Source organism: Chitinophaga oryziterrae (assembly GCF_009758125.1).
Taxonomy (GTDB): Bacteria; Bacteroidota; Bacteroidia; order Chitinophagales; family Chitinophagaceae; genus Chitinophaga; species Chitinophaga oryziterrae.
This window is the reverse complement of sequence record NZ_WRXO01000001.1, coordinates 1,276,290-1,301,215: the sequence shown is the minus strand read 5'-3', so window position 1 is coordinate 1,301,215 and position 24,926 is coordinate 1,276,290. Positions and strand designations below refer to the sequence as shown.

At 42.0% G+C, this 24,926-nt stretch carries 19 protein-coding genes, 1 tRNA gene and 1 pseudogene; 15 read left to right on the top strand and 6 right to left on the bottom strand.

Features of this window, described 5'->3' with window-relative positions:
• Nucleotide 1 precedes the first annotated feature (1 nt).
• From GO495_RS05410 to GO495_RS05400, 3 genes are all read right to left on the bottom strand, one after another.
• Entirely contained in the window at nt 2–1,894 is a 1,893-nt protein-coding gene (locus tag GO495_RS05410; RefSeq protein WP_157298648.1) for an ATP-dependent helicase, read from the bottom strand.
• Nucleotides 1,894–3,720, bottom strand: coding sequence for an ATP-dependent nuclease (locus GO495_RS05405; RefSeq protein ID WP_157298647.1), 1,827 nt, complete (start codon nt 3,718–3,720; stop codon nt 1,894–1,896). Before GO495_RS05405 ends, GO495_RS05410 begins: the two co-directional genes overlap by 1 nt.
• A 133-nt stretch (nt 3,721–3,853) precedes the next feature.
• Nucleotides 3,854–4,258 carry a helix-turn-helix domain-containing protein gene (locus GO495_RS05400; RefSeq protein ID WP_157298646.1) on the bottom strand — a complete coding sequence of 135 codons (405 nt, stop codon included), beginning with the start codon at nt 4,256–4,258 and terminating at the stop codon, nt 3,854–3,856.
• Between the two features lie 152 nt (nt 4,259–4,410).
• On the opposite strand from GO495_RS05400, the gene GO495_RS05395 reads away from it, so the two are divergent.
• From GO495_RS05395 to GO495_RS32615, 3 genes are read left to right on the top strand one after another with little or no spacing between them, the layout of a single operon-like run.
• On the top strand, nt 4,411–5,571 hold the full coding sequence (locus GO495_RS05395; protein WP_157298645.1) for a HEPN domain-containing protein: 1,161 nt from the start codon (nt 4,411–4,413) through the stop codon (nt 5,569–5,571).
• A gap of 10 nt (nt 5,572–5,581) precedes the next feature.
• The gene (locus tag GO495_RS05390; RefSeq protein ID WP_157298644.1) at nt 5,582–6,250 is read left to right on the top strand and encodes a hypothetical protein; all 669 of its coding nucleotides are present in this window, start codon (nt 5,582–5,584) and stop codon (nt 6,248–6,250) included.
• A complete protein-coding gene (locus GO495_RS32615) occupies nt 6,219–6,464 on the top strand; it encodes a helix-turn-helix domain-containing protein (RefSeq protein ID WP_420808898.1) in 246 nt (81 codons plus the stop codon). The genes GO495_RS05390 and GO495_RS32615 overlap by 32 nt, the downstream gene beginning before the upstream one ends.
• A gap of 8 nt (nt 6,465–6,472) precedes the next feature.
• Here GO495_RS32615 and GO495_RS05380 read toward each other — a convergent pair whose 3' ends face one another.
• Nucleotides 6,473–7,189 (bottom strand): hypothetical protein, encoded by a 717-nt coding sequence (locus GO495_RS05380; RefSeq protein ID WP_157298642.1) that lies wholly within the window; start codon nt 7,187–7,189, stop codon nt 6,473–6,475.
• A 391-nt stretch (nt 7,190–7,580) separates the two neighbouring features.
• Here GO495_RS05380 and GO495_RS32610 point away from each other — a divergent pair.
• Nucleotides 7,581–8,357 (top strand): annotated as a pseudogene (locus tag GO495_RS32610) (recombinase family protein); the annotation flags it as partial.
• Between the two features lie 733 nt (nt 8,358–9,090).
• On the opposite strand, the gene GO495_RS05370 reads toward GO495_RS32610, so the two are convergent.
• A tRNA-Arg gene (locus GO495_RS05370) sits at nt 9,091–9,164 on the bottom strand.
• Between the two features lie 98 nt (nt 9,165–9,262).
• Between GO495_RS05370 and ung the strand changes: the two genes are divergently transcribed.
• Both ung and GO495_RS05360 read left to right on the top strand, forming a co-directional pair.
• Nucleotides 9,263–9,934, top strand: coding sequence for a uracil-DNA glycosylase (gene ung, locus GO495_RS05365; RefSeq protein ID WP_157298641.1), 672 nt, complete (start codon nt 9,263–9,265; stop codon nt 9,932–9,934).
• Entirely contained in the window at nt 9,931–10,659 is a 729-nt protein-coding gene (locus GO495_RS05360; RefSeq protein WP_157298640.1) for a lysophospholipid acyltransferase family protein, read from the top strand. Before ung ends, GO495_RS05360 begins: the two co-directional genes overlap by 4 nt.
• Nucleotides 10,660–10,682: 23 nt before the next feature.
• Here GO495_RS05360 and GO495_RS05355 read toward each other — a convergent pair whose 3' ends face one another.
• Complete coding sequence (locus GO495_RS05355) at nt 10,683–13,400, bottom strand: putative LPS assembly protein LptD (RefSeq protein ID WP_157298639.1); 2,718 nt, start codon at nt 13,398–13,400, stop codon at nt 10,683–10,685.
• A 231-nt stretch (nt 13,401–13,631) separates the two neighbouring features.
• Here GO495_RS05355 and GO495_RS05350 point away from each other — a divergent pair, with 231 nt between their 5' ends.
• The 9 genes from GO495_RS05350 (at nt 13,632) to GO495_RS05310 (ending at nt 24,917) form a co-directional block, all read left to right on the top strand.
• Nucleotides 13,632–15,014, top strand: coding sequence for an N-acetylmuramoyl-L-alanine amidase family protein (locus tag GO495_RS05350; protein ID WP_157298638.1), 1,383 nt, complete (start codon nt 13,632–13,634; stop codon nt 15,012–15,014).
• A 192-nt stretch (nt 15,015–15,206) separates the two neighbouring features.
• Nucleotides 15,207–16,205 (top strand): MlaD family protein, encoded by a 999-nt coding sequence (locus GO495_RS05345; protein WP_157298637.1) that lies wholly within the window; start codon nt 15,207–15,209, stop codon nt 16,203–16,205.
• On the top strand, nt 16,202–18,106 hold the full coding sequence (locus GO495_RS05340) for an OstA-like protein (protein WP_157298636.1): 1,905 nt from the start codon (nt 16,202–16,204) through the stop codon (nt 18,104–18,106). The genes GO495_RS05345 and GO495_RS05340 overlap by 4 nt, the downstream gene beginning before the upstream one ends.
• Nucleotides 18,107–18,108: 2 nt before the next feature.
• Nucleotides 18,109–19,245 (top strand): Na+/H+ antiporter NhaA, encoded by a 1,137-nt coding sequence (gene nhaA, locus GO495_RS05335; RefSeq protein ID WP_157298635.1) that lies wholly within the window; start codon nt 18,109–18,111, stop codon nt 19,243–19,245.
• A gap of 41 nt (nt 19,246–19,286) precedes the next feature.
• Nucleotides 19,287–19,754 (top strand): hypothetical protein, encoded by a 468-nt coding sequence (locus GO495_RS05330; protein WP_157298634.1) that lies wholly within the window; start codon nt 19,287–19,289, stop codon nt 19,752–19,754.
• Between the two features lie 23 nt (nt 19,755–19,777).
• Nucleotides 19,778–20,299 carry a hypothetical protein gene (locus GO495_RS05325; RefSeq protein WP_157298633.1) on the top strand — a complete coding sequence of 174 codons (522 nt, stop codon included), beginning with the start codon at nt 19,778–19,780 and terminating at the stop codon, nt 20,297–20,299.
• A gap of 87 nt (nt 20,300–20,386) precedes the next feature.
• A complete protein-coding gene (locus GO495_RS05320) occupies nt 20,387–21,904 on the top strand; it encodes an NAD(P)H-hydrate dehydratase (protein ID WP_157298632.1) in 1,518 nt (505 codons plus the stop codon).
• A 51-nt stretch (nt 21,905–21,955) separates the two neighbouring features.
• Nucleotides 21,956–24,181 (top strand): sodium-translocating pyrophosphatase, encoded by a 2,226-nt coding sequence (locus GO495_RS05315; protein ID WP_157298631.1) that lies wholly within the window; start codon nt 21,956–21,958, stop codon nt 24,179–24,181.
• Nucleotides 24,182–24,290: 109 nt separating this feature from the next.
• Nucleotides 24,291–24,917 (top strand): NAD(P)-dependent oxidoreductase, encoded by a 627-nt coding sequence (locus GO495_RS05310; protein ID WP_157298630.1) that lies wholly within the window; start codon nt 24,291–24,293, stop codon nt 24,915–24,917.
• The last annotated feature ends 9 nt before the right edge of the window (nt 24,918–24,926 follow it).

Genomic DNA, 24,926 nt, shown 5'->3' with positions numbered 1-24,926 from the left:
GTCACGACAAATTTCTCAAAAATCTTGAAGGTGCTTGGTTAACAGGTGTTTCCTTATCCCATGGCATGAACTTCTGTTTGGGGTAAGTGACATATAAAAGACGCTTAGAGCGTGTTAAAGCTACAAATGCATTATTCTTTTCTTCATTAAGAGACGCTCCACCTTCCTTAACCGCTCGATAATCAGGAAATGTACCCTCATTCATCCCCATCAAAAAAACTATATCAAATTCTAATCCTTTCACAGAATGAACTGTACCTAATGTAACTCCGGTATTTTTGTTATTATTTAGGGAAATCCCTAAAGCAATTTGATTCCTAAAGTTAGATAATGTTTTATTCTCAGCAGTTGTTTGCAGAGAGTATACCTTCCATAATGCTTTTAGCTCTTCTATATCTTGTATTACAAATCCCTTCTTTATTAAGTCGTTCGAATAATGAGGTGAAGTATTAACATATGCTTCTATCAGTTCCAATCCCTTTATAAAATTATTTATACTTGAATTAACAACTTTCCAGGACTCAAATAGAATGGTATATTCATTTTTTATATCAGGTGAAATAATAAAATCAGATAATTTATATAGCTTATCAATCCCAACATTAGTATCTAATAAAGGAATTTTTTCTAACTCTAAAAGTTTACACAACTGTATAAAATGAAGTTTATCCAAAGAGTTCACTAGAATTCTAATGCCTAAATCATACATTTTAAGTAAATCACTTACAGGCTCGCTCAGATCATTAGTCTTTTTATAAACAAATGGAATTCGCTCTTTTCCTAGTTCCTTTTCAAGACTTTTAAATACATATTTATTTCTTCCTAAAACAGCAATTCTTTCAGCAGTTATATCCCCCTCGATATCATTGTGCTTTTTAGAATCCAGGAAAAATTTAATCTTATTAGCTATGAACTCTGCTTCTGACTGTTCATTTTGACATTCAGAAATTGAAAATTCACCATTGATTACAGCATCAGAAATATCCACTGAATTTGGAATTAACTTTTGTGCTGCTGTTAAGACGGAAATAGAAGATCTGAAATTTTCCGCAAGCTGTATTATCTGGGCGTTAAAATCAATGACAAAGTTTTCAGTCATAAAAGTTTTACTTGACCCATTAAATCCATAAATCGCTTGATTAGGATCTCCAACCATTAAAATATTATTGTGTTGCTTACCGCATAGTGCTTTGATTAATTCATATTGCGCAAAATTTAAGTCTTGAGCTTCATCAATGCATACATATCTAAACATCTTTCTATATAAATCGGCGACAGCCGGACGTTCAACAAGGATTTTATAAGCGAGACAAATTACATCATCAAAATCTATGGCATTTTGAGAAGATAACACAGCGTTATATTCATTGAAAAGTAACATTGTTTCTTCATCAGTCGCTTCGTTCGTCTGAACAAGCCCACATAAATTCTTTTTTTGCTGGCTGATGTAATTTAAAACATCAAATATGAACTTCTGCCTATCTTTATCTGAAGCTCCTGTAACGTATTTTTTTAATGATAGGTTATTCTCAAATACCTCAAGTAAAATTTCTCTTCTATCATTCTCCCGCTCAAAAATATGCGGCATTTTATCTATCCCTATTGCAGTACCTTTTGAACGAATAAGCTCAAGGCAAAATTTATGAATAGTTCCAATGAATGCCCTATCCTTTATGCTCTGTACATCTTTAAGGCGTGTTTGCATTTCATCCGCAGCTTTATTTGTAAATGTTAATGCTAACACTTTAAATGTTCCTGGTTGCGAAGAGAGTAAATATCTTACACGTTCAGTCAAAACTCTCGTTTTACCGCTTCCTGCACTTGCCAAAACAAGCATAGGCCCGTCTTTTGACTCAACTATTAATCTTTGTTTATATGAAAGCCTGATTTCCATTATATATTAGCTTTATCAATTTCAATTTTCAAATCAGCAGATATTTTATCAAAAAGACTTTTCAAGATTGGAGGGAATCGTCTGTTTTTATCTTCTAATTTCACGATAATTTCAGTAACAATAGGGCTTATTGAGGTTTTGTTCTTAGACATATAATTTAAAATATCCAAATCACTAAATGCAGATATTTCAACTTTCCTTTTCTCAAGAAGTTCTGCTCTGGCAGTTTTCTCCTGTTCACTATTAAAAACTAAATTTTTATAGATTGCGTTTTCGATTTCAATAATTCCATTCTTAATTTCGTTTTGATAGCCTAACTCAATCAAATATTTTTCAAAGTCATTAGAGTTTGGAATTACAAATAGATTTGAGGGACTATCATCGAGACTAATCTTAATTTTTGAAAGAGCTGATTTTACTTTTTTGACAGGATCAGGCTCTCCATCACTAAGTATGTACCAAGGAATATTGAATGTTTTACAAAGGCGAATAAAAGGTAAATAATTACCTGCTCCTCCAACTCCTACGAAGTTTATCCCTAGCTCAAAAGTGTGTTTGGCCCAGTACCCTTTACCGAAAATCGGCAAAGATTGTTCTTCCGTTTCTCCTTCAAAAAGAACAACAGCCTTTGCAAAAAGCAATTCTCCTCTGGAATGCATTACTTCTCTTCGTAATTTTCTCAAATCTTCTGGGAACATTCCATCTATACTAAATTGAGATACTTGAGGAAGGTCATTTGATTTATAAAAGTGTCTAATCTCTTCTAAATCGCATTGTCCTGCAATATATGGAGAGTGCGAGGTAATAATTTTTTGACCTTTGATCTCTATTAGCTGAGAATATAAATGCCTTTGTGCATTAGGATGTAAATGAGCTTCTGGCTCTTCAAGTGCTAAAATGGGATAATATGGGCTTACTTTCCCCTTTTCAAAACTATCGGCCAGCCACGTTATATATGCTTTGAATGCCAAAAGGGAAGCCCAGCTTCTAGTTCCCATCCCATGATATTCAAGGGGGAAACTTTCATTTTCACCATCTTGAAAATTAATATTCAATCCTTTATTCAGATCTCTAATTTTTTTGTTTAAAGGAGTAATATCAATACCTGTACTTCCTGATGGAATCGTGTTACTTAATTCTTTTAACCTATCACGTAAATGGGATAAAACTTCACTATTCCCTACAATATCATCATTTAGACTCTTTATTTTTTTTTCGAGTTCCTCAATTTTCTTTGGATCTATTTCAATTTTAGAAATAAGTTTCCCGAGATAGGAGGAACGATCCTTCAGGTCACCTAATATATCTCGTTGAGCATCTATAAAAAACAATGGCAATGTTTGAAATGACGACTTTAAAGGATCTAAATATTCCTCTTTCTCCCAGTTTTCAACGTTTTCCTTCCAATCACCAATCTTATACTTTTTTATTTCGTAATCATTTTTGAAGATGTTATATGACACCTCAGTTCTAAAAGCCACATACTGGTTATCATTCCTATCAATATTTATTAGATCACCAAATTCAACATCTCTCCACAAATCCGTAAACTCTTTTATTCTTTCGCTGTTCTCATTTACAGGAATAATCCTTACATCAATTCGAATTTTCTTTGCTTCATTAGAAACATCTTCTTTACTTATATGAAAATCTTCTTTTGATACAAAACGTTTTTCAATTCCTAAAGCCAGGTTAATTGCCTTTAGGAATGTGGTTTTCCCCGCGTTATTAGCACCAACAAGCAAAGTAAGAGGCGTTAAATGTACTTCGATATTCTTTAGAGAGCGGAAGTTAGAAATTCTTACAATGTCAATTAAAATACTCATTAGTTTAGTCCTTTTTAGATGCAGGTAATTTTAAAACCAAAATGAATAATTTGAATTATAACAGATTCAATAAGCAAAATATAGAAAAAAGCCACCAACAAGGTGGCTTTTTCTATATTGTTGTTCGTCAATTTTAGTTCTTAGGTTTCCCTTGCAACAATTCTACTTTTTCCTTTTCACTTGCCAACAACCGTTCATATAACTCCACTACCTTATCAATAGGATTAAAACTGCAATAGTAATTAATGGCATTCAACGTAGAACTATCGTTACTATTAAACGTATTCGCAATAACATTAATCGCAGCTTCTTCGTTAAATTTCTGAATAGCTTCGGGGGTTACCTTCAATACTTTAGCTACCTGTTCTAAAATATCCGGTTCTATAGTTTCTTTCTGTTCCAATAGAGAGATTTTCTTTTGTGTCCAATCATCGCCTAATTCATAGGCAAGTCCTTCCTGCTTCATACCCAGCATTTCCCTGAAACGTTTAACGTTCTTTCCTTCGTGTACTTTGTTTGGCATATCAGTATTTGTCATGCTACAAATATAATAAATCTATCAATGGAATAATGAACCCCAAAGGGGTATAAAATACCGCTAAGATATTCTATTTATTCGGCAAGATAGATAATTAAAGTATTGAATATGAGGGTATTGTTATGTTGTTTTGATTACCAAATCGATACCATATGACAAAGCAGGAATATAAGACGCTCTCCTATAGGCCCACTGAAATGGAGTGTAACGGTGTAGGTAAGCCTCATGAAGCGCTGGAGGTCTTTTTTAATGATTTCACAGTAGAAGATTGCCGGAAGCGCCTTTGGGAACTATATAGCTATTGGGTAATTAACCATGAAAGACAAGGAACTGAGCATAATGAAGCCAGCACCATACTGCTTTTCTATACTCATACTGAAATGCTGATAGAAGCCGCTTATTTGCTCTATAATAAGAAAAAAAGGAAAGATGCAGCAAAAGAAGCAGCTCCACTGCCAGAAATACCTGTAGTCAAACCAGACGAAACCGTGGTATCCATAACCCCGGATGAAACATTACAGCAGGTGATACAGGCAATAGTCAAAGAAGCGCTGCCAGAAAGGATATTTCTCATTAACCCGATTAGTGACGGCCAAAGCGGAGAGAATTTACAGTTAGAGCTAATGGTATTGCTGCCTGAAACGGCCTCTAAGCCGTTTGATGAATACCACAATAGTATTACTGCTGCCTGTAAGGATATGACATCAGTCAAGGTCTTAATACGGAAAGCGCAGGAAGTATATAGCTTTTTGCAACAGGGACATATATTTTACTCTGTGGTTTGTACAGATAAGGCGCTTGTATATAGTATAAATACCGTCCCCTTGCCAGTTCCTGAACATTTACCCATAACAGAAATACAGGAAAAAGCGTATAAAACTTTTGAGCAGGATACCCCTAAATGTGACACATTTATAGACGGAGCCAGGTATTACCTGCTTACAAAAAAGTACGGCATAGCAGCATTTATGTTACAACAGGTAGTAGAACACCTACTGCGGGCTGTCATTGCCTGCCTAATGAACCGGAACGTATTTACCCATAACCTCACCAGTTTGCTACAGACATGCCGGTTATGTGCCAAAGAAATAACAACCGTATTTCCACGGGATACGGATAAAGAAAAAGAGTTTTTTCAGCTGTTAAACACGGCCTATGTAAAGGCGAGATATACTAATGATTACGAAATCAGCGAGTATGAAGTATCTGTCCTGCTGGAACGTGTTGAATACCTGCAATTCAGAGCCAAAGAGGTTTGTATGAAAAAAATTGAAGCATTCGGCCAGTCTGTAAAACATTTAATCACCAAATAAATTACTGTTTATGCCACAACCACACGACTTTTACCCGCAAAACTTATCCGTATCTGAAATAGCCAATCCATACATGGTAGCTAATACCTTTTTCCATGAATATGACTTAGCCTATGTAAAAAGAACCATTGCCAGTTGGATGGCAGCGGTATATAAAGCGGCCAGCTGGAACCACGAATCCCCCGGTAATCTTGTTTATTTTCTTGAAAGACTTTTCCGGTTAATTGAAGCCGGATGGCTTATTAATCAGATGGACAATAGCGAAAGGCTGGCTAACCTAAGGTTGCAGTATCCGGAAGGAGAAATTGACATGATGAACCCTGCCTTGTATTGCAAATTTGTACATAAAGACTACCCTTGGGATTATTTTCCCCGTAATCTTACGCGGAAAGAATTTATTACCCCTTATAAAGTCTTTCCTAAATTCTTTCAGTTTCGTACACTATCCGAATGGAAAGAGGAACTGCACAATATTTTACATATTGCTTTAACAGGCGATAACATGGAGGCCACTGGAGATGTAATTGATGTATTGGCATTTAAAAAGCATCTTGATAAACTTGCAGATGCCTGCCACTTAATCAGCGTCCGGGAATTTGAATGGTCTAACGGAGAAATCATAGTAAAAACTATTAACACAATAAACAATGAAGGGGAAAACACTACAGAAAAAAATTGATAAATACACTTGCAAATTAGGCCACAATCTAATTTGTATCCGTATGGAAAAGGGGATTAGCCTGTCTGCTACTTCGACTGATACTGGTATCTCCGTATACACACTACATAATATTGAGAAAGGGAAGTACCAGCATATAAGGATATTAGTACTTTTCCGATTGGCCAAATACTACCACATAATGCTGTCAGATTTATTTGAAGGTATGGATTAGGGATACGGCTATTCACCAACATCTTTAATATGTGTCAGCCACTTTTCTACCTGATCATAGATTTCCTGCACATCCTTTTCCGGGTTATTATTCAGCATATAATCAGCAAACTTAGCTTTCGTCTTAATATCTTCCCATTCCATAACCGTGAGGCTTAACATCGGCCATTTCTTGGTTTGTTGCATAAATCCATATAATGGCAGATAAGGCGGGGCATAGTAAAAGGAGTTATCTACCAGTTCATCATATAAAGGGCGATTAAACGCCCTTTTCATATCCTGTATCACATCATACAGGATGCGAAATTTACTGCCTTGTTGTATAGTAGTAGCTAATGCAGGCATTCCCTTATCCTGGAAGAAAACAAACAGGTAATCTATGAACCCCGGCTCCATTTCGTCACACAAATCTTTGCTGTAAAAAGTATAGTCCAGCTTAAACTGGTCTAAAGAAAAATCAGGCAGTCGCTTATCAATAATGTAATTAATCAAAAGTTCTTCCTTCTCCATAATCTGTTCCAGCGAAGGGCCATGCATTTTCCCATCCATGAATATTACATATCTGGCTTTGGAAAACAATTCAAAATAGTAACTCTTAAAAACAATTGTTTTCCTGTCAAAAGTTACCTGTACATATAAAGGATACGTAAGCTGACCGTGAAAAAACACCTGTTTTAGCCGGTCATTTAAATATGTTTTATAGCTAACCTTATACGTCTTTTCCATTTTTTACTCATTTTATACGTAATGGCATCAAAACGTGTAACAGAATCTAATATACCCTTATTCCCAGTATACAAATCATACCAAAGTATGCTAAAGCTGACCAATTTGGGTAAGGCTTTCAAAATAAACACTCCAAATTAATAAAAAGTTTTGGTAAAATATAAATTAACCTAACAAATTTACTATATTAGCATTGGAGGGTATATTCTCTTGCACAGAGAGATTTTGTGAAGTTGATAAAAGTGGAGGTGCAGATGGAAAACATTCAGCCCGAGAAAATAGTTGAAATACTAAAGGGGCATGGTACGCATGTAACTATTGAAGAAGCTAAATTGATTTTGGAATTTATGTACAAGTTAGCTCAAATTGCTTTAAACACATATTTAGGAAAATGAAAGCAGACTTATATATACGCGTCAGTACTGACGAACAGGCTGACAAAGGTTTCTCCCAGAGAGATCAGGAGGAACGTTTGCAGAAATATTGCCTTAACAATGGAATTACTGTCCGGAAAGTAATATTTGAGGATTATTCAGCGAAGACGTTTGACCGGCCGGGATGGAGCACTGAGCTTTTAGACCTAAAGAAACGGAAAGGGCAGATTGATGTAATCCTGTTTACCAAATGGGATAGGTTTAGCCGTAACGCAGGAGATGCTTACCAAATGATTAATATTCTTCGTAAGCAGGGAGTAGAACCACAGGCCATAGAACAGCCATTGGATATGACAGTCCCGGAAAGCAAAATAATGCTTGCGGTCTATTTGGCAACGCCGGAAGTCGAAAATGATCGTAGGGCACTTAATGTAAGATACGGCATGCGCAGGGCAAAAAAGGAAGGGCGGTGGATGGGGCCAGCTCCTGTAGGATATGTCAATAAGATAACAGAAGATTTCAGAAAGTATATAGCCCCTGAGGAACCTTCTGCCAGTATTATGAAATGGGTATTTGATATGTTGGCAACCGGCCAGTATCAGGTAGAGCAATTATATAAGGAGGCCTGTTTAAAAGGCATTCGTTGCTGCAAGGCTAATTTCTGGAAATTATTGAGAAACCCGGTCTATTGTGGTAAAATATACCTATCTGCTTTTAAAGATGAAGAAAGTAAGCAGGTACAGGGTCTGCATGAACCTATTATATCGGAAGCACTATTTTATGAAGTGCAGGATATATTGGATGGCAAAAAGAAGGATTACCGCACAAAAGTTGGTTCACAGGAAATAATGCAACTGCGTGGCTATTTACTTTGCCCCAGATGTGGTAAACTATTAACGGGCAGTGCTTCTCGTGGTAGAAATGGCCAGTATTATTATTATCACTGCATTTCCTCCTGTGGTGCAAGATTTAAAGCAGAACAGGCTAATGACCTTTTTTCAAAGGAACTACGCAAATTTATACCCAACCCCGGCATGGCAGAATCTTATAAATACGTAATTAATTCCGCCTATAAAGTACATGCAAAAGGGCATCATGGTGAAGTCAGACAAATTACGGATCAGCTAAATGAAGCACAGGCTGATATTGTAAAAGCAAGAAAATTATTGTTAAGGGAGGATATTAGCGCTGCCGATTATAAGGAAATCAAAGCTGATTGTGAGAAAAGAATTACCCAACTCGAAGCCGGTCTAATAGAACTTTCCAGAACAACCACTAATATAGAAGCCTTGCTTGACAAGGCAATAACATCTTTAGTCAGGCTTGAACAACTGTATCTTGACAGTGATGTAAAGAAGAAGCGGCACATTATTGGTTCGATATTTCCCGAAAAACTCACTTTTGACGGATTCAATTATCGAACCACCCAAATCAACGAAGCCGTTAAGCTAATATACAGTCTGGACAAGGGATTCGCCCAAAATAAAAATGGACAAACCGAAACTAATTTCGATTTGTCCACTTTCGTGAACCGGATTGGATTCGAACCAATGACCTGCTGCTTAGAAGGCAGCTGCTCTATCCAGCTGAGCTACCGGTCCGATTCCCAAATTTCCCGTATATTTATCGTTTTATTTGGGAGTGCAAATCTATGTAAAATAATTCAAAATTTCAGCCATTCTTAAAATTAAAGACTTTTATGGACGTAAAAATCGAAGCTAGTTGGAAAGAAGCCCTTAAAGATGAATTCCACAAATCTTACTTTGATCAGATCGCAATGTTTCTAAAACACGAAAAAGCGCTCAATCATATTATCTACCCGCCCGGCAACCTGATATTCAATGCTTTCGATAAAACGCCCTTCGATAATGTAAAAGTAGTGATCTTAGGGCAAGACCCTTATCATGGCCCCGGACAAGCCCACGGCCTCTGCTTTTCCGTTCAGGATGGCGTAAAACCTCCTCCTTCGCTGGTAAATATATTCAAAGAATTACGCGATGATATCGGGATGCCCATCCCGCAAAGCGGCAATCTGACCAAATGGGCTGAACATGGCGTACTGTTATTAAACGCTATTCTGACCGTAAGAGCCAACGAACCAGCTTCCCACAGCAAAATAGGCTGGGAAAACTTTACTGATGCTGTTATAAAAAAGATCTCGGATACTAAAAAGGATGTCGTATTCATGCTCTGGGGACGGTTTGCCCAGGATAAACAGATACTGATAGATGCTACCAAACATCATATCCTCAAAGCAGCTCACCCCTCCCCCTTCAGCGCAGATAAAGGCTTCTTCGGCTGCAAACACTTCTCAAAAGCTAATGCATTACTCGCCAAAGCAGGAATAGAACCCGTAGACTGGAGATTATGAGAAAAATATATGCAGTATACGCACTGATACTCTTCGTCAGCTCCATGCTGATCATGTTAATACCTATGTGGCTGGTCTCCCTGCTGCCCGCCCCGCTTAACATCCGCTGTTTTATGTGGCTGGGCCGTGCCTGGATGCATGTATACATGCCATTGGTATTCTGCCCTGTCCATACAAAAGGACGGCAATATTTCAAAAAAGGACAGCCTTATATCATTGTATGCAATCATAACTCATACGTAGACATCCCGGCAACTACCTACGCCATCCCAGGTGCCAGCAAAAGCCTTGCAAAGCAGGAATTAGCGCGTATACCTGTCTGGAGTATCATGTATAAGGTAGGCAGCGTATTGGTGAACAGAGATGATCCTGAGAGCCGTAAAAGGAGTTTTACAGAGATGAAAGAGGTGCTGAACATGGGAGTACATATGTTACTCTACCCGGAAGGTACCCGCAATAAAACAGATGATCCGCTGAAATCGTTTTATGATGGGGCATTTATATTAGCCATAGAGACCCAAAAGCCCATCATGCCTACTGTATTATTCAATACCCGCAAGATACTGTCTGCAGGTAAGTCCTTCGGCGCACGGCCACACCGGATAGACGTTCATTTCCTGCCGCCGGTAGAAACCGCAGGAATGACACAGGATGATATCCCTGCGCTAAAAGAACATGTATTCAAAACAATGTGGGAGTATATAGAAAAAAGCCGCTCTGTTTAAAACAGAACGGCTTTTTTCTTACGTTACAAATCATAGAACGTTCGCGATCGGTTAATCCTCAGGTCCCGTAAAATACCCGATTTAGGACTGATCGTAATACTGAACTGCCTGTAAGTTCCGATAGGTATAAGGTTGATAGACATCTGCCAGCAATGCAAATCACGCGATATATAGATGTTTGTATAAGCTAATTGTTTATTGATAAAGTCTATACCACTGTTCACACCCACCTTCCACTTCGGCGTTAAACTGAAATCACCATTAAAACTCAGGTACTGGTTAAAACTGACCACTACCCCGCCGGAGTCAGGAATGATCTGTTTACTGTAGGATAAGCTATAAGAAAGGTCCACCTTCCACGGAATATCAAAATCCACATACTCCCCGGGATTCTTCCGAACTGCCGCCAGCTGTCTTTGCTGTGCCTGGAATGCCGCATCTGTACTCTGCTCGTTCTCTATGTTATTGATCTCCTTCTCTTTGTCCTTGCTCTTTTTGTCGGACGACTGGAATGAGGTACTCATCGAGATATTCGCATTCGTCAAACGTCCCAGACTCAGCTTCCCCGCCTGCCAGACATATGCATCCAGTCTTCGGCCACGGGCATTCACCTGGTAAGGATCTATAGAACCACTCGCCGTTACATTAATCTTATCAAACAGGTTCGTACGGGCATATATACTAAATGTAGACAGCCTGAAACTGTCCGCCAGCATATTATAAGACGTGTTGATCCCAAACCCGTCCAGCAACTTAATCTTCTTCTCATGATTCGCCGAGGTATCCTTCTTCGAGAACACCTTCATTTCCAGATTGTTATCTAACCCAAAGGAAATCGACCCCGCCCGCCCTTCAGAGGGTACACCCACTGATGAACTGGTAAAGTACGACTGTCGTAAACTATCCCCTGTCTTGTTATAGCGCAAATAATAATAAGCATTCTTAGCAAGGTCCGGCTGGAAACTGGCACTGATCGTAGGACGCATCACGTGACGGATCGCCCTGATCTTCGACGTCTTACTGAACTGGTACATCCCGTACAACGCCGTTGATAAGGAAAGACTCGCACTCGCCTGCCTCGCCGCAAAGAATCCGGAAGAGTAAGTCGTGTCAATACCACCTAATGAATCAATGCTCACACGTTTATTCGCATTCCAGGTACGCACCGTTTTCTTCGTATACCAGTATTCCGCATAACTAATACCCGGAGAAAGGGTAAAATTCTTAAATACCGGAATAGAGAATGAAATAGGAACATTATGCTTCATACCCGACTGCAACGCATCAAACATCTTAGACTTCCCAAACACAGAATCCTTGAAAGTAACACTGTTATTCAGGACAGTAGAATATCCGATACCTAACTTATAATACCACTTGGATGGTCCCACCAGTTCCTTAGGCTGGAAAGGATACAAAGTGTTTACGTTAAATGTAGCTGACGGGAATGATATAGACACATCACGCGTACTCAGGTTCTGAGAGTGCGTAAGGCTGGATGTAAAGTTGAAAGGCTTGCCCTGCCAGGTCTTGGAAAAGCTGATAGATGATCCGATATTGTTATTTACACGAGTCGCATAATCATAGACGTTATAAGTATTATAGCTCGATGTTCCGAAGTTCACGTTCGCTCCGAAGTTCACACCAGGACGCGCCTTGCTGTCCATACTATGGTTCCAGGTTACACGGAAGTCACGCGAGCGGCTAAACTCTGTCTTCACTGTAGGGTCCCCAAAACGTGTATTCGCAAAGCTTAGTGTCATCCCACCATTATAATGATAACGCTTCCGGTAGGTAGGACTTGCGGTCAGCGACCAGCTGCCATAAGAATAGATATCCCCCCGCATCGTCAGATCAAAATTATCTCCCAGCCCTACATAATAACCACCGTTTTCAAGCCCCATCCCCTTCTGCGCATTCACCACATAACCCGGCATCAGCATCCCGGAACGTTGTCCCTGTGTAATAGGAAAGATGGCAAATGGAATGAATAAAGGCGTTGGCACCCCTTCTATCTCTAAATTAGCAGGACCAGAAATCACCAGTTTATCAGGGATTACCTTGATTTTCCTGGCGCGGAACTGGAAGTGAGGAGTGTCCAGGTTACAGGTAGTATACCCGTTCTTAAAACCAAAAATACTGTTGTCGGGCTGCCGCTTTGTCTGCTGACTGGCCACAAACCCTTCTCCATATTGAGACCGGGTATTATATATCTTAGCTCTTTGCGTATTAAAATTATAACGTAACGTATCAGAATCGAAACTCTGCCCTCCGTCATTCAGTTGCGGCCGGCCATAGGGTTTACCGCTGGTATCCAGCGCAGTAGTAGCTTCCATGATCCCCGTACTCTGGGTAAAATTCATCCTTTCCGCAGTAAGATCTACCTTTTTATACTTCGTATTCGCCGTACCATACAGGAAAAAACGTTTATCCGGCACCACCAGTACAATGGAATCCTTAGCTTTATAAGTAACAGGCGCATCAAGGCTATCCTTCGACAATTTCGGCATATCCATGCTATCAACTGCCGTACTATCTGTGAGAACAGGCAGGGAAGTGTCTTTTTTTACAGATATTGCATCTTTTTTCCGTAACAACGCCGTATCTTTTACAATCGGCACGGTATCTGTGAAACTTTTGTTAAAGTCGGCAGAAAGATGTGGCGCGGGAGTTGCTACTGCATCTATAATAAAGGGAACGACAATTAATATACCGGCAAATAGCAGGTATATAGGTCGCAAAAACTTTTTATAATTATTTTTGTGATTCAGGTGCATGTCTTGATAGCGGGCACAAACCTACAAGATTTTATACAAATTATTATCAATCGTAAAACGAAAAGGATATTTAACATCTTATGTACCGACGGAATAACGATTAACTATGACGGATCAGATGGAATAAAGGAGCGGGATTCGTCGTTTATAAATATTACTAACTAACGCCCATTATATTAAAATAAAAATTGAGTCATGCGCTGGAACCGATTTTGGATCTTAGGATGTAGCACTTTGCTAGGACTTTTTTTCATTTATGCCAAAGAAGCCCCCGGTGGCACCAAAAGGAATCCCCCTATCAGGACAATCATCATAGACCCGGGACATAGTGCCCAAACCCCGGGCGCTCACGGTAAATTTTCTACGGAAGAAGGTATTGTGCTGGATGTAGCCCTGAAACTGGGTAAACTGATTGAAAACAATATGAAGGATGTACGTGTGGTATATACCCGTAAAACGAGCAATGCCCTCGCATCCACCCTTAAAGCTGATCTCAACGAAAGAGCCATCATCGCCAACAGGGAAAAAGGAGACCTCTTCATATCTATTCACTGTAACTCTGCCGGCCCTTCCCACCACATCAGCGGCTACAAAACCGTCATGGTGAGGAAAGGGAAACGCAAGGTAGCCACCAAGAAACCTATATATACCACCTCCCCCAGTACCGCGGAAGGTACGGAAACGTATGTATGGGCTACCGGTAAAAACACCGCTAAAACAGAATCCCTCAGGGAAAGCCCCGTAATCCTGCTGGATAATGCAGAAGGTGCTAACACTGTGATGGATATGTCTGATCCTGAAACATTTATCTTACTAAATACATTACGCAACACCTACTTCGACCAGAGCCTCCGCCTCTCTACCCTGATAGAAGACGAGTTCACCCACGTAGGAAGGATCAGCCGTGGTGCAAGACAACGTGATGAAAAAGGGATCTGGGTATTGCAGGCAACCGCCATGCCCAGCGTACTGGTAGAATTAGGCTTCATCAGCAACCCTGAAGAAGAAAAATACCTGAACTCGGAAGACGGGCAGCAGGAAGCTGCCACCTGTATATATAAGGCCATCCAACGCTATAAAGATGAACTGGGCCGCTACAGTAACCCGGAATCAACTGAACCGGCTACCATGCAGCCTACCCCCATCAGTTATAAAAAAGGCGCTGGCCGTCAACCGGTTATAGCTTCCAAAAGCAAAACTGCCACTACAAAACTGATCGCTAAAAAGGCGACCAAAGAAAAAGATAAACAGCTGGCTTCCAGAGAGAAACCATCAAAAACACCTTCAAAAGCGATCGCTGCAAAAAAAGTGGTCGTCAAGCCTTCCTTTGCATATGATATCCAGTTGATGATCACAGATAAGAAGTACCATTCCGGCTCTTCTATCTTTAATAAGCTGGCAGGAAATATCAGGCAGGAGCAAATAACGATTAATCATAAACGGCTGAATAAGTATATCTGGGGAAGTTTCAGATCCGAACCGGAAGCCAATACTGCTTTGCGTAGAGCAAAGCAGCTTGGCTTCTGGAACGCCTTCCTTTTACCATTAAAAAATAACAACCGACTGGCAAGCAGATAACATTTAGCTATACACCACCCCACAGATTATAACCCCTATCCCCAGAAAAATCCCTTTTTTACTCATATATTGTCCCGTAATTACCAGGAATCAAAAACCCGGTATCGGATTTGACTATTTGTAATTCAAACAGGCAATTGATTGCCTGCATCCTTTTTTGTTTATTTTTGCAAGAACGTATAACGTATTCTCATGCTTAAAGTATCTAATGAAACCAAAGTAGGCATTCTTACAGCGGTATCTATCGCATTGCTTTTTTTGGGTTTTAATCTTTTAAAGGGGAAGAGCCTTTTTTCAACCGGTAAGACTATTTACGCAGTATATACACAAGTAAACGGACTACAACCTTCCAACGGCGTACAGGTGAATGGCCTGGTAGTAGGGAATGTAGCTAATCTGGATGTGATGAATAAGAGCGCAGGCAAAATACTTGTTACTCTTAGGATCACCAAGAAAATAGATATCCCCCGTAACTCCGTAGCCCGTATTACAGGCGATTTATTAGGTACCAAAACCGTTCAGATCGATTTTGGTAACGCGAATGATTATCTGAAAGATGGAGATACCGTGTATGCAGCTGTAGATGGATCTATTACAGATGCCCTCAAAGAACAGCTAAACCCTCTGGTAAGTAAACTGGAAGTTACATTAGGATCTGTGGACTCCGTCCTGATGACCGTCAACTCCATTTTCGATCCCAACACCAAAGGCAACCTGCGTGAAGCTATTGCCAGCCTGAATGCTACCATGGCTAACTTTAGCAAAACATCCGCTTCCCTCAACAGGATGCTGGACCCAAAAACAGGCAGCGTATCGGCTACCATGAGTAACCTGGAATCCTTTTCCGGTAATCTGAAGAATAATAATGAAAAGATAACCGGCATCCTGGCCAACGCAGAAAAAACCACTTCTGCCCTGGCCAACGGGCAACTGGATAAAACACTCCTTGAGCTGCAGCAAATGGCTACACGTCTCAATGAAACGATAGGAAAGCTGAACAGCACAGACGGTTCACTGGGATTATTAATGAACGACAAAAAGGCATATAACAACCTGCAATATTCACTGGGCAACCTGAATAAACTGCTGGAAGACCTTCGCGTAAATCCTAAACGCTACGTGCACTTCTCTCTGTTTGGCAAAAAATCAAAAGCTCAGCCCTTACCATCAGATACTGCAAAGGCACAATGATTTTGAAGATACAGCAATTAGCAAAATACGGGCTCATCCTGACAGGGATCTGCCTCGGTGGATTCTTTCCTGCCATGGCTCAGCAACCACAAACTCAGCCAGGTAATACGGATTCTACCAAGGTGATTCATATCATTCAGTCAGATAAACTGAATGTTATCACCAAAGACACCGTGCAACTGAACCGTTTTATTGGAAATGCCATCTTTCGCCAGGGAAATACCCTTTTCTATTGCGATAGTGCACTCATTAACAGGGCTTCCAACATACTGGATGCCTATGGTCATATACATATTAACCAGGCAGATAGTATCAATATCTACGGAGATTACCTTCATTATGAAGGAGATACGAAACTGGCTACCCTTCGCGATAACGCCCGGCTAACCGATGGAAAGATCACCATCTCCGGCCCGGAACTTAAATACGACATGAATGCCCGCATCGGTACTTATGAACAGGGCGGTAAGCTGGTGAATGGCAAAAGTGTACTCACCAGCCAGGAAGGATTCTACTACGCAGATACCAAAGATGTATACTTTAAGAAGAATGTAGTGATGATAGACCCGGAATATACCCTGTCTACCGATACACTTCTTTATAATACTGAAACAAAAATAGCTACTATCGTAGCTCCTACTACTATCAACGATGGTAAAACCATCATGTATGCCACCTCTGGTGAATACAATACGGAAACTGGTCAGGGTAACTTTGACAGCCGTCCTACCATCCAGGATAGTACCGCTACCATTACTGCCGACAGGATCACCATGGATAAACGCACCGGCTTCGCATATGCCATCGGTAATATGATCTACCGCGATACCGCGCAGAAAATGACACTGCTCTCTAACTATGGTACCGTTAACCAGGCACAGAAAACCGTCCTGGCAACCCAGCATCCGCTGATGATCATGGAAAGGCAGAAAGATACGCTGTATGTATCTGCTGATACGCTGTTCTCCGGTATTGTAAAAAGAGATACCAGCACAAAAAAGCAGGTTATTGTTACACCAACAATAGATTCTGCACTAATAGGGATTTCTATACAGAAAGATTCTCTCAGTATAGATTCGGCCGGTAAACATAATGCGTTTGCTTTAAGACTTGATAGTGCCTTAAAACCTGCCGATAGCACAATGAAAGCATTGGCAAAAGATACGGCTGCTATCATACCCCGTAAAGGGCTGACATTAAAGCCAAAATCCGCCACAGACAGTGCTCTCGCAGCCAAACCATTAGCGCCGCTATCCGATACCGCACAGGCAAAAGATACCACTGAACACCGTTATCTGATGGCCTGGCATAATGTCCGTATCTTCTCCGATTCTCTTCAGGGAGTAGCAGACAGCTTGTATTATACTTCAAAAGATTCTATCTTTCGCTTCTATAAACAACCTGTATTATGGGCCACCGGTACACAGCTTACCGGAGACACCATCTTCCTGTATATAAAAAATCAAACTGCTGATAAAATACTGCTCGACCAAAACGGGCTGATAGTAAAAGAAGCAGGAAAAGAATTATATAACCAGATAAAAGGTAACCAGATCACCGGTTACTTCGTAGGACAAACCCTCGACTGGATGCATGTGGATGGGAACGCAGAAAGTATATATTATATTAAGGATGATGATGGCGCCTTTATCAGTGTAAACAAAACACTCAGCGGTATCATCAACATCTACTTCAGGAATAGCGAGTTACATCACGTTACCTTTATCAAAGATCCTGAAGGAACGATGTTCCCGTTCTCCCAGCGACCATTAGATCAGTTATTACTGGAAAATTTCCATTGGGAGATAAAACGGAGACCCAAAACAAAATACGAGTTAATGGGTTCTGTAAATACGGTCAAAGCAGCACCTGAAAAAGTAGAAGAAAAAGAAAACCAATAAATATGATTAGAAAATTCCTATCGCCCATCTATCAGTTTTTACACGACAGCAGGGCGGTAGGGAGTATCCTGATCCTTTGCACTATTGTATCTCTGATACTGGCTAATTCGCCCTGGCAACAGGCTTACATATCATTCTGGGATACTTCCGTACACATTGGCGAACATCTCCCGCACACTATACTACACTGGATCAACGACGGCTTAATGGTCCCCTTCTTCTTCCTGGTAGGAATGGAGATTAAAAGAGAGCTGACCACCGGCGAATTATCTTCCATCAAAAAATCCATGTTGCCTGTACTGGCAGCCATTGGAGGAATGGCTTGCCCGGCAATCATCTTCCTGGTATTCAACATCAACACGCCTTATTCTCATGGCTGGGGAATACCCATGGCTACTGATATCGCTTTTTCACTGGGCGTTCTATCCTTATTAGGAAGAAGGGTCCCTCTCACACTAAAAATATTCCTCACTGCCCTGGCCATCATAGACGATCTCGGCGCGATACTTACCATCGCTGTTTTTTACACTGCCAGCCTGCATACCGGTTATCTGCTCACTGCTGCAGGTATCATGCTGCTGCTCATTGTGTTAAATCTCTGCAAGGTGCAAAAACCGGTGTTCTACCTCATTCCCGGCCTAATATTATGGTACTGTATTTACAACTCCGGTATCCATGCCACTATCGCCGGTGTGCTGCTCGCAGGCTGTATCCCGCTGACACGTTTACCGCCGCTCATCAGCCGGCTCCATGATCCTGTGAACTTCTTTATCATGCCGGTATTTGCACTTTCAAATACGGCCATTATATTCCCGCCAGACATGCTCAATGCTTTTAACAATACCATCAGCTATGGTATTCTGGCAGGACTGGTAATCGGTAAACCATTGGGAATCTTTGGGTTCTCTTATATTGCCACCAAGCTTAAACTGGCAGCACTGCCAGCTCAGACCAACTGGTCACAGCTATTGGGTGTAGGCATTATCGCAGGTATAGGCTTCACGATGTCCATCTTCATCTCCACCCTTGCATATCCGGAACCAGCCCGGCAGATTACGGCTAAAATAGCCGTAATAGCGGCCTCCCTCCTATCGGGACTTATAGGATACTTTTATCTTGTTATCAAAAAACAACAATAATTGCCACACTGGCACCGTTATTGCAGAGCATTCCAACTAATATGAAGAAGACGCTGTTCATATTTATGCTCCTGGTACTGGGCCACAATCATGCAAATGCACAGTTAAAAGGTAATCCTCAGGCAGGCCTCCGTTTAGGACTACCATTCGGTGTCACTGCACGTTACTTTTTCGATGACGCCAATGCAGTGGAAGCCATAGCCGGAGCATACGCACACACTTTCACCATCACCGGTTTATATGAAAGGCATTTCGACCTTTCCGCTTTAACAACAGAGGGGTTTGGATGGTTTGTAGGAGGTGGCGCACATATGGGCAGTCGTAAAGAGAATGATAATGTGAAGTTCATTGCAGGTGTAGATGGTATTGGTGGAATTGATTATGTTTTTCCGGCAGATCTGAATTTACCGATAAATGTAAGCCTCGACTGGAAACCAGCCATTCACTTCAATACATCATCAGATCTTGCAGATTTTGCCATATCAATAAGATATACTTTCGGACGTTAATCTTTTTTTAAAACCAGATATATATGAAACAACTTGTGTTATTCTTTGGCCTGTTCGCAATGATCTCCATTCAGGCAAGTGCACAAAAAAGAAACAGCTCTATCGCTAATTATTCAACAGCACTGGGTGTAAGGGTAAACCCTTTCCTGGTAGGCTTTACTGTGAAACATTTTATTGCAGGTCCACATGCCATTGAAGGCATCGTTTCTACCAATGTAAGCGAACAGCAGAATGTTACATTTACCGGCTTGTACGAGTACCACTGGAATGTTTTCGGTAAGAAAGAATTCCTGATGTACGCAGGTGGTGGTGTGCACATAGGTGCTTATGACCGCTTCGACTACTACCGTGATGATTACTACAGACATGGCGATGGTACTTATGTAACCGGCGGTCTGGATGGTATCTTTGGTGTAGAATACACATTCAAAAAGATTCCGTTGGTACTGAGCGCTGACTTAAAACCATACGTTAACTTCAGCGGTGGTGTTCATCACTTCGGTGAAGAGATCGGTGGTATCTCTGCCAGGTATACATTCAAATAATAAGACTTTATTTTATTTAAAGCCGGATTGCAAATTTTCATTTGTAATCCGGCTTTGTCGTTTTAGGAATTCTTATATTTAAGCAGGATGAAAATATTTACTGCTTTACAGATTCGGGAAGCCGATGCTTATACAATCAAACATACGCCTATAAGCAGCCTGGCGCTAATGGAAAAAGCTGCGCTTGCCTGCACAGACTGGCTGGCAGAACAGCACTTTACAAAATACCCTTTTGCCGTATTCTGCGGTATGGGCAACAACGGCGGAGATGGCCTTGCTATCACCCGCATGCTGCGCAACATGGGCTGCGATGCACACGCGTACATCATACCTCATAGCCAGCAGGCTTCTGAAGATCATCAGGCTAATTACAAATCCTTACAACGCTACTACCCTGAAAGCCTTCATACGCTGCAAACATTCCCCCAACTGGCAAAAGATACCGTCATTATCGATGCTATCCTGGGTACCGGGTTAAACAGACCTGCAGAAGGCCTTATTGCAGATACTATCAGTCGTATCAACAGCTGTTATGAACAGCATACCATCATTGCTATCGATATCCCTTCCGGCTTGCTGACAGATACTTCCAGTGTAAACCAGCCTTCCGTACAGGCTCATCATACCCTCAGCTTTGAACTACCCAAACTGGCCTTTTTACTGCCAGAAAATGCGGTGCGTATAGGCGAAGTACATATACTGCCCATCGGCTTACATCCGGATTATATCGCTCGTACACCCGCAAAATTCAACATCACGGACGGGGCCATGATGCGGGATTTATACAAACCACGTAAACCCTTTTCACACAAAGGTACATTTGGACATGTACTGCTGATTGCCGGCAGTTATGGAAAGATGGGAGCTGCCATATTAAGCGCTAAATCCTGTCTGCAGGCAGGCGTAGGCTTACTCACCTGCCACATCCCTAAATGCGGTTACGATATCATGCAGATATCCGTTCCGGCTGCCATGTGTATCACGGACGAACAATTCGATCACAGCTCCAGCTTCCCTTCCGAAGAAGAAGCTAAAAAATATAAGACGATCGGCATAGGCCCCGGTCTTGGCACTGCCGCCGGCTCCATATGGGCCCTTGACAAACTACTGGACCATTACCGGCAGCCAATGGTAATAGATGCGGATGCCCTCAATCTACTATCAACAAACCCCAAAACATTCGCCAAAGTACCTGAGAATTCTATCCTTACCCCCCACCCTAAAGAGTTTGAACGCCTTTTTGGTAAAACGGATAATGATATAGCACGATTGGAGCTGTTGTCTCAAAAGGCGGTGGAAAGGAGACTCTGTATCCTGCTAAAAGGCCGCTATACCGCAATGGCCAGTCCCGATGGCGAACTCTATTTCAATGCCACCGGTAACCCCGGCATGGCCACAGGAGGTAGTGGAGACGTCCTTACCGGTATCATCACCTCGCTGGTGGCTCAAGGGTATTCTTCCAGGGATGCCATGCTGCTTGGTGTATACATTCACGGTCTGGCCGGCGATTTCGCCGCAGCCGCACTCTCACAGGAAGCCATGACAGCGGAAGACATCCCTGCTTACTTAGGCAGAACCTTTCTCACCTTGCATAAAAATCAATAGATACCGTTTCCGATAAAAGTTTATATTTATAGAATTGTAAAAATTCCCGATATGAATATTGTTTATCTCGTTCCTTGTTTTGGATTATTAGCGTTACTATTCACAGCGATCCGAAGTGCCTGGGTTTCCCGTCAGGATGCAGGCAATGAAAAAATGCAGGAAATAGCGAAGTATATTGCCGAGGGCGCAATGGCTTTCCTGAAGGCAGAATACAAGATCCTCACTTATTTCGTTATCATCGCGGCCCTTTTGTTGGCCTACATGGGCGCATCCCACAAGAATTCCGACTGGACCATCGCCCTGGCCTTCATCGTAGGCGCCGTATTTTCTGCCACAGCTGGTTTTATTGGAATGAAGATAGCCACTAAAGCAAACGTACGTACCGCACAGGCAGCACGCAGCAGCCTCGCCCAGGCCCTTAAAGTATCCTTCACGGGAGGATCTGTAATGGGAATGGGGGTAGCAGGACTCGCAGTACTGGGATTAGGTTCCCTGTTCATCCTGCTCAAAACATATTTTGGCGCAGAAGCCAATACAGATCAAATGATCAAGACGATTGAAGTGCTGACCGGCTTCTCCCTGGGTGCTGAAAGCATCGCGCTCTTCGCCCGCGTAGGAGGAGGTATCTATACCAAAGCCGCAGACGTAGGAGCCGACCTGGTAGGTAAAGTGGAAGCAGGTATCCCTGAGGATGATCCACGTAACCCCGCTACCATCGCCGATAACGTAGGCGACAACGTAGGTGACGTAGCTGGTATGGGCGCTGATCTGTTCGGCTCTTATGTAGCTACCGTACTCGCTACCATGGTACTCGGCAGCGAAATTATTTCCCACGATAAATTCGGCGGACTCGCCCCCATTATATTACCAATGCTGATTGCCGGCATGGGTATCGTATTCTCCATCATTGCCACAATGTTCGTACGCATCTCGGATACTGCAGGTCTCAGCACCAGCGTAGTACAAAGAGCGTTAAACATGGGAAACTGGGGTTCTATCGTGCTCTCCGCTATCGCCAGCGCTACACTGGTATATTATATCATGCCTGCAGATGCCATCTATTTAAAACGTGATTTCATCGCCGGTACTGATCAGCTGAAAGACGGTGCAAAAGCCATTACACAAAACGGTGTGGTAGGTGCCATCTTCGTGGGCCTCGCGGTAGGAACACTGATGAGCATCATCACAGAATATTATACTGCCATGGGTAAACGCCCCGTAATGTCCATCATCCGCCAGTCTTCCACAGGCCATGCGACGAACGTGATCGGCGGTCTGGCCGTGGGTATGGAATCTACGTTTTTACCTATCCTGGTGCTGGCCTCCGGTATCTACGGTTCCTTCTATTTTGCAGGCTTATACGGTGTTGCAATAGCAGCGGCAGGTATGATGGCTACTACTGCCATGCAGCTGGCAATCGACGCTTTCGGCCCTATTGCGGATAACGCAGGTGGTATTGCTGAAATGAGCGAATTGCCTAAGGATGTACGTGAAAAAACAGATATCCTGGATGCTGTGGGTAACACCACCGCCGCTACCGGTAAAGGCTTTGCCATTGCCTCTGCTGCCCTTACCTCACTGGCGCTCTTCGCGGCCTTTGTAGGCGTGGCTGGTATCAGCGGTATAGATATTTACAAAGCCGATGTACTGGCAGGTTTATTTGTAGGCGGCATGATCCCCTTCATCTTCTCTTCCCTGGCCATCCGTGCTGTGGGTGAAGCGGCGATGAGTATGGTGGAAGAAGTTCGCCGTCAGTTCAAAGAAATCCCGGGGATCATGGAAGGTACCGGTAAACCCGAATACGATAAGTGCGTAGCTATCTCTACCCAGGCTTCTATTAAAAAGATGATGTTGCCGGGCGCTATAGCGTTACTGTCCCCATTAATCATGGGCTTTGTATTCGGCCCCGAAGTATTAGGCGGGTTCCTGGCAGGTGCTACCGTGAGTGGTGTACTGATGGGGATGTTCCAGAACAATGCGGGTGGTGCATGGGATAATGCCAAGAAGTCTTTTGAGAAAGGGGTTGATATCAACGGCATTACTTATTATAAGAAATCAGAACCGCATAAGGCTTCCGTTACAGGAGATACCGTAGGAGATCCTTTTAAAGATACCTCAGGGCCTTCTATGAACATCCTTATCAAACTGATGTCTATCGTATCCCTGGTAATCGCTCCTACCCTGGCGGAACTTTTCCATACCATTAAAGTTGAAGAAAAGACAACCGTAAAAACAGAACAAGTGATTCAGGCTAAAGTAGTTGCACTGAAAAAATAAACTCTTTTAATATAAAAAGGCTCCGTTGGGTATACCAGCGGAGCTTTTTTTGTTAACAATATCCACTACGGAATGTTTATTGTACTAGATCACACTAAAACAGATAAACATGAAGATTGCCATTATCGGAGCCTCCGGCTTCATAGGTTCAGCCATTTTGAAAGAAGCATTAGACAGGGGACATAGCGTAACAGCAATAGTAAGACATGCTGAAAAAATTACTACAATCAGTCCGCTGCTTACTATAAAAGAAGCAGATGTAACCACCGCAGACGTTGCCAGCCTGGTAGCCGGCAATGAGGCAGTCATCAGCGCTTATAACGCATACGAATCAGCTACCTATGTAAATGCTATCAAAGCTATTATCAACGGCGTGAGGAAAGCTGGTATTAAACGCTTCCTGGCAGTAAGCGGCGCAGGCAGCCTGGAAATAGAGCCGGGTTTACAATTACTGGATACCCCCGAATTCCCCGCAGAATGGAAAGGTGGTGCTTCCGCCACCCGCGATGCGTTTTATGTAATAAAAGAACAGGATGACCTGGACTGGACGGTATTAAGTCCGGCCATGATGATAGAACCAGGAGAACGTACCGGCAAATTCCGCTTAGGGAGAGACCAGGTAGTGGCAGATGAAAAAGGAGATAGCAGGATATCTACCGGCGATTACGCGGTAGCAATGATAGATGAACTGGAAAAACCAGCCCATATCAAACAAAGATTCACTTTAGCATATTAACAGGGTATG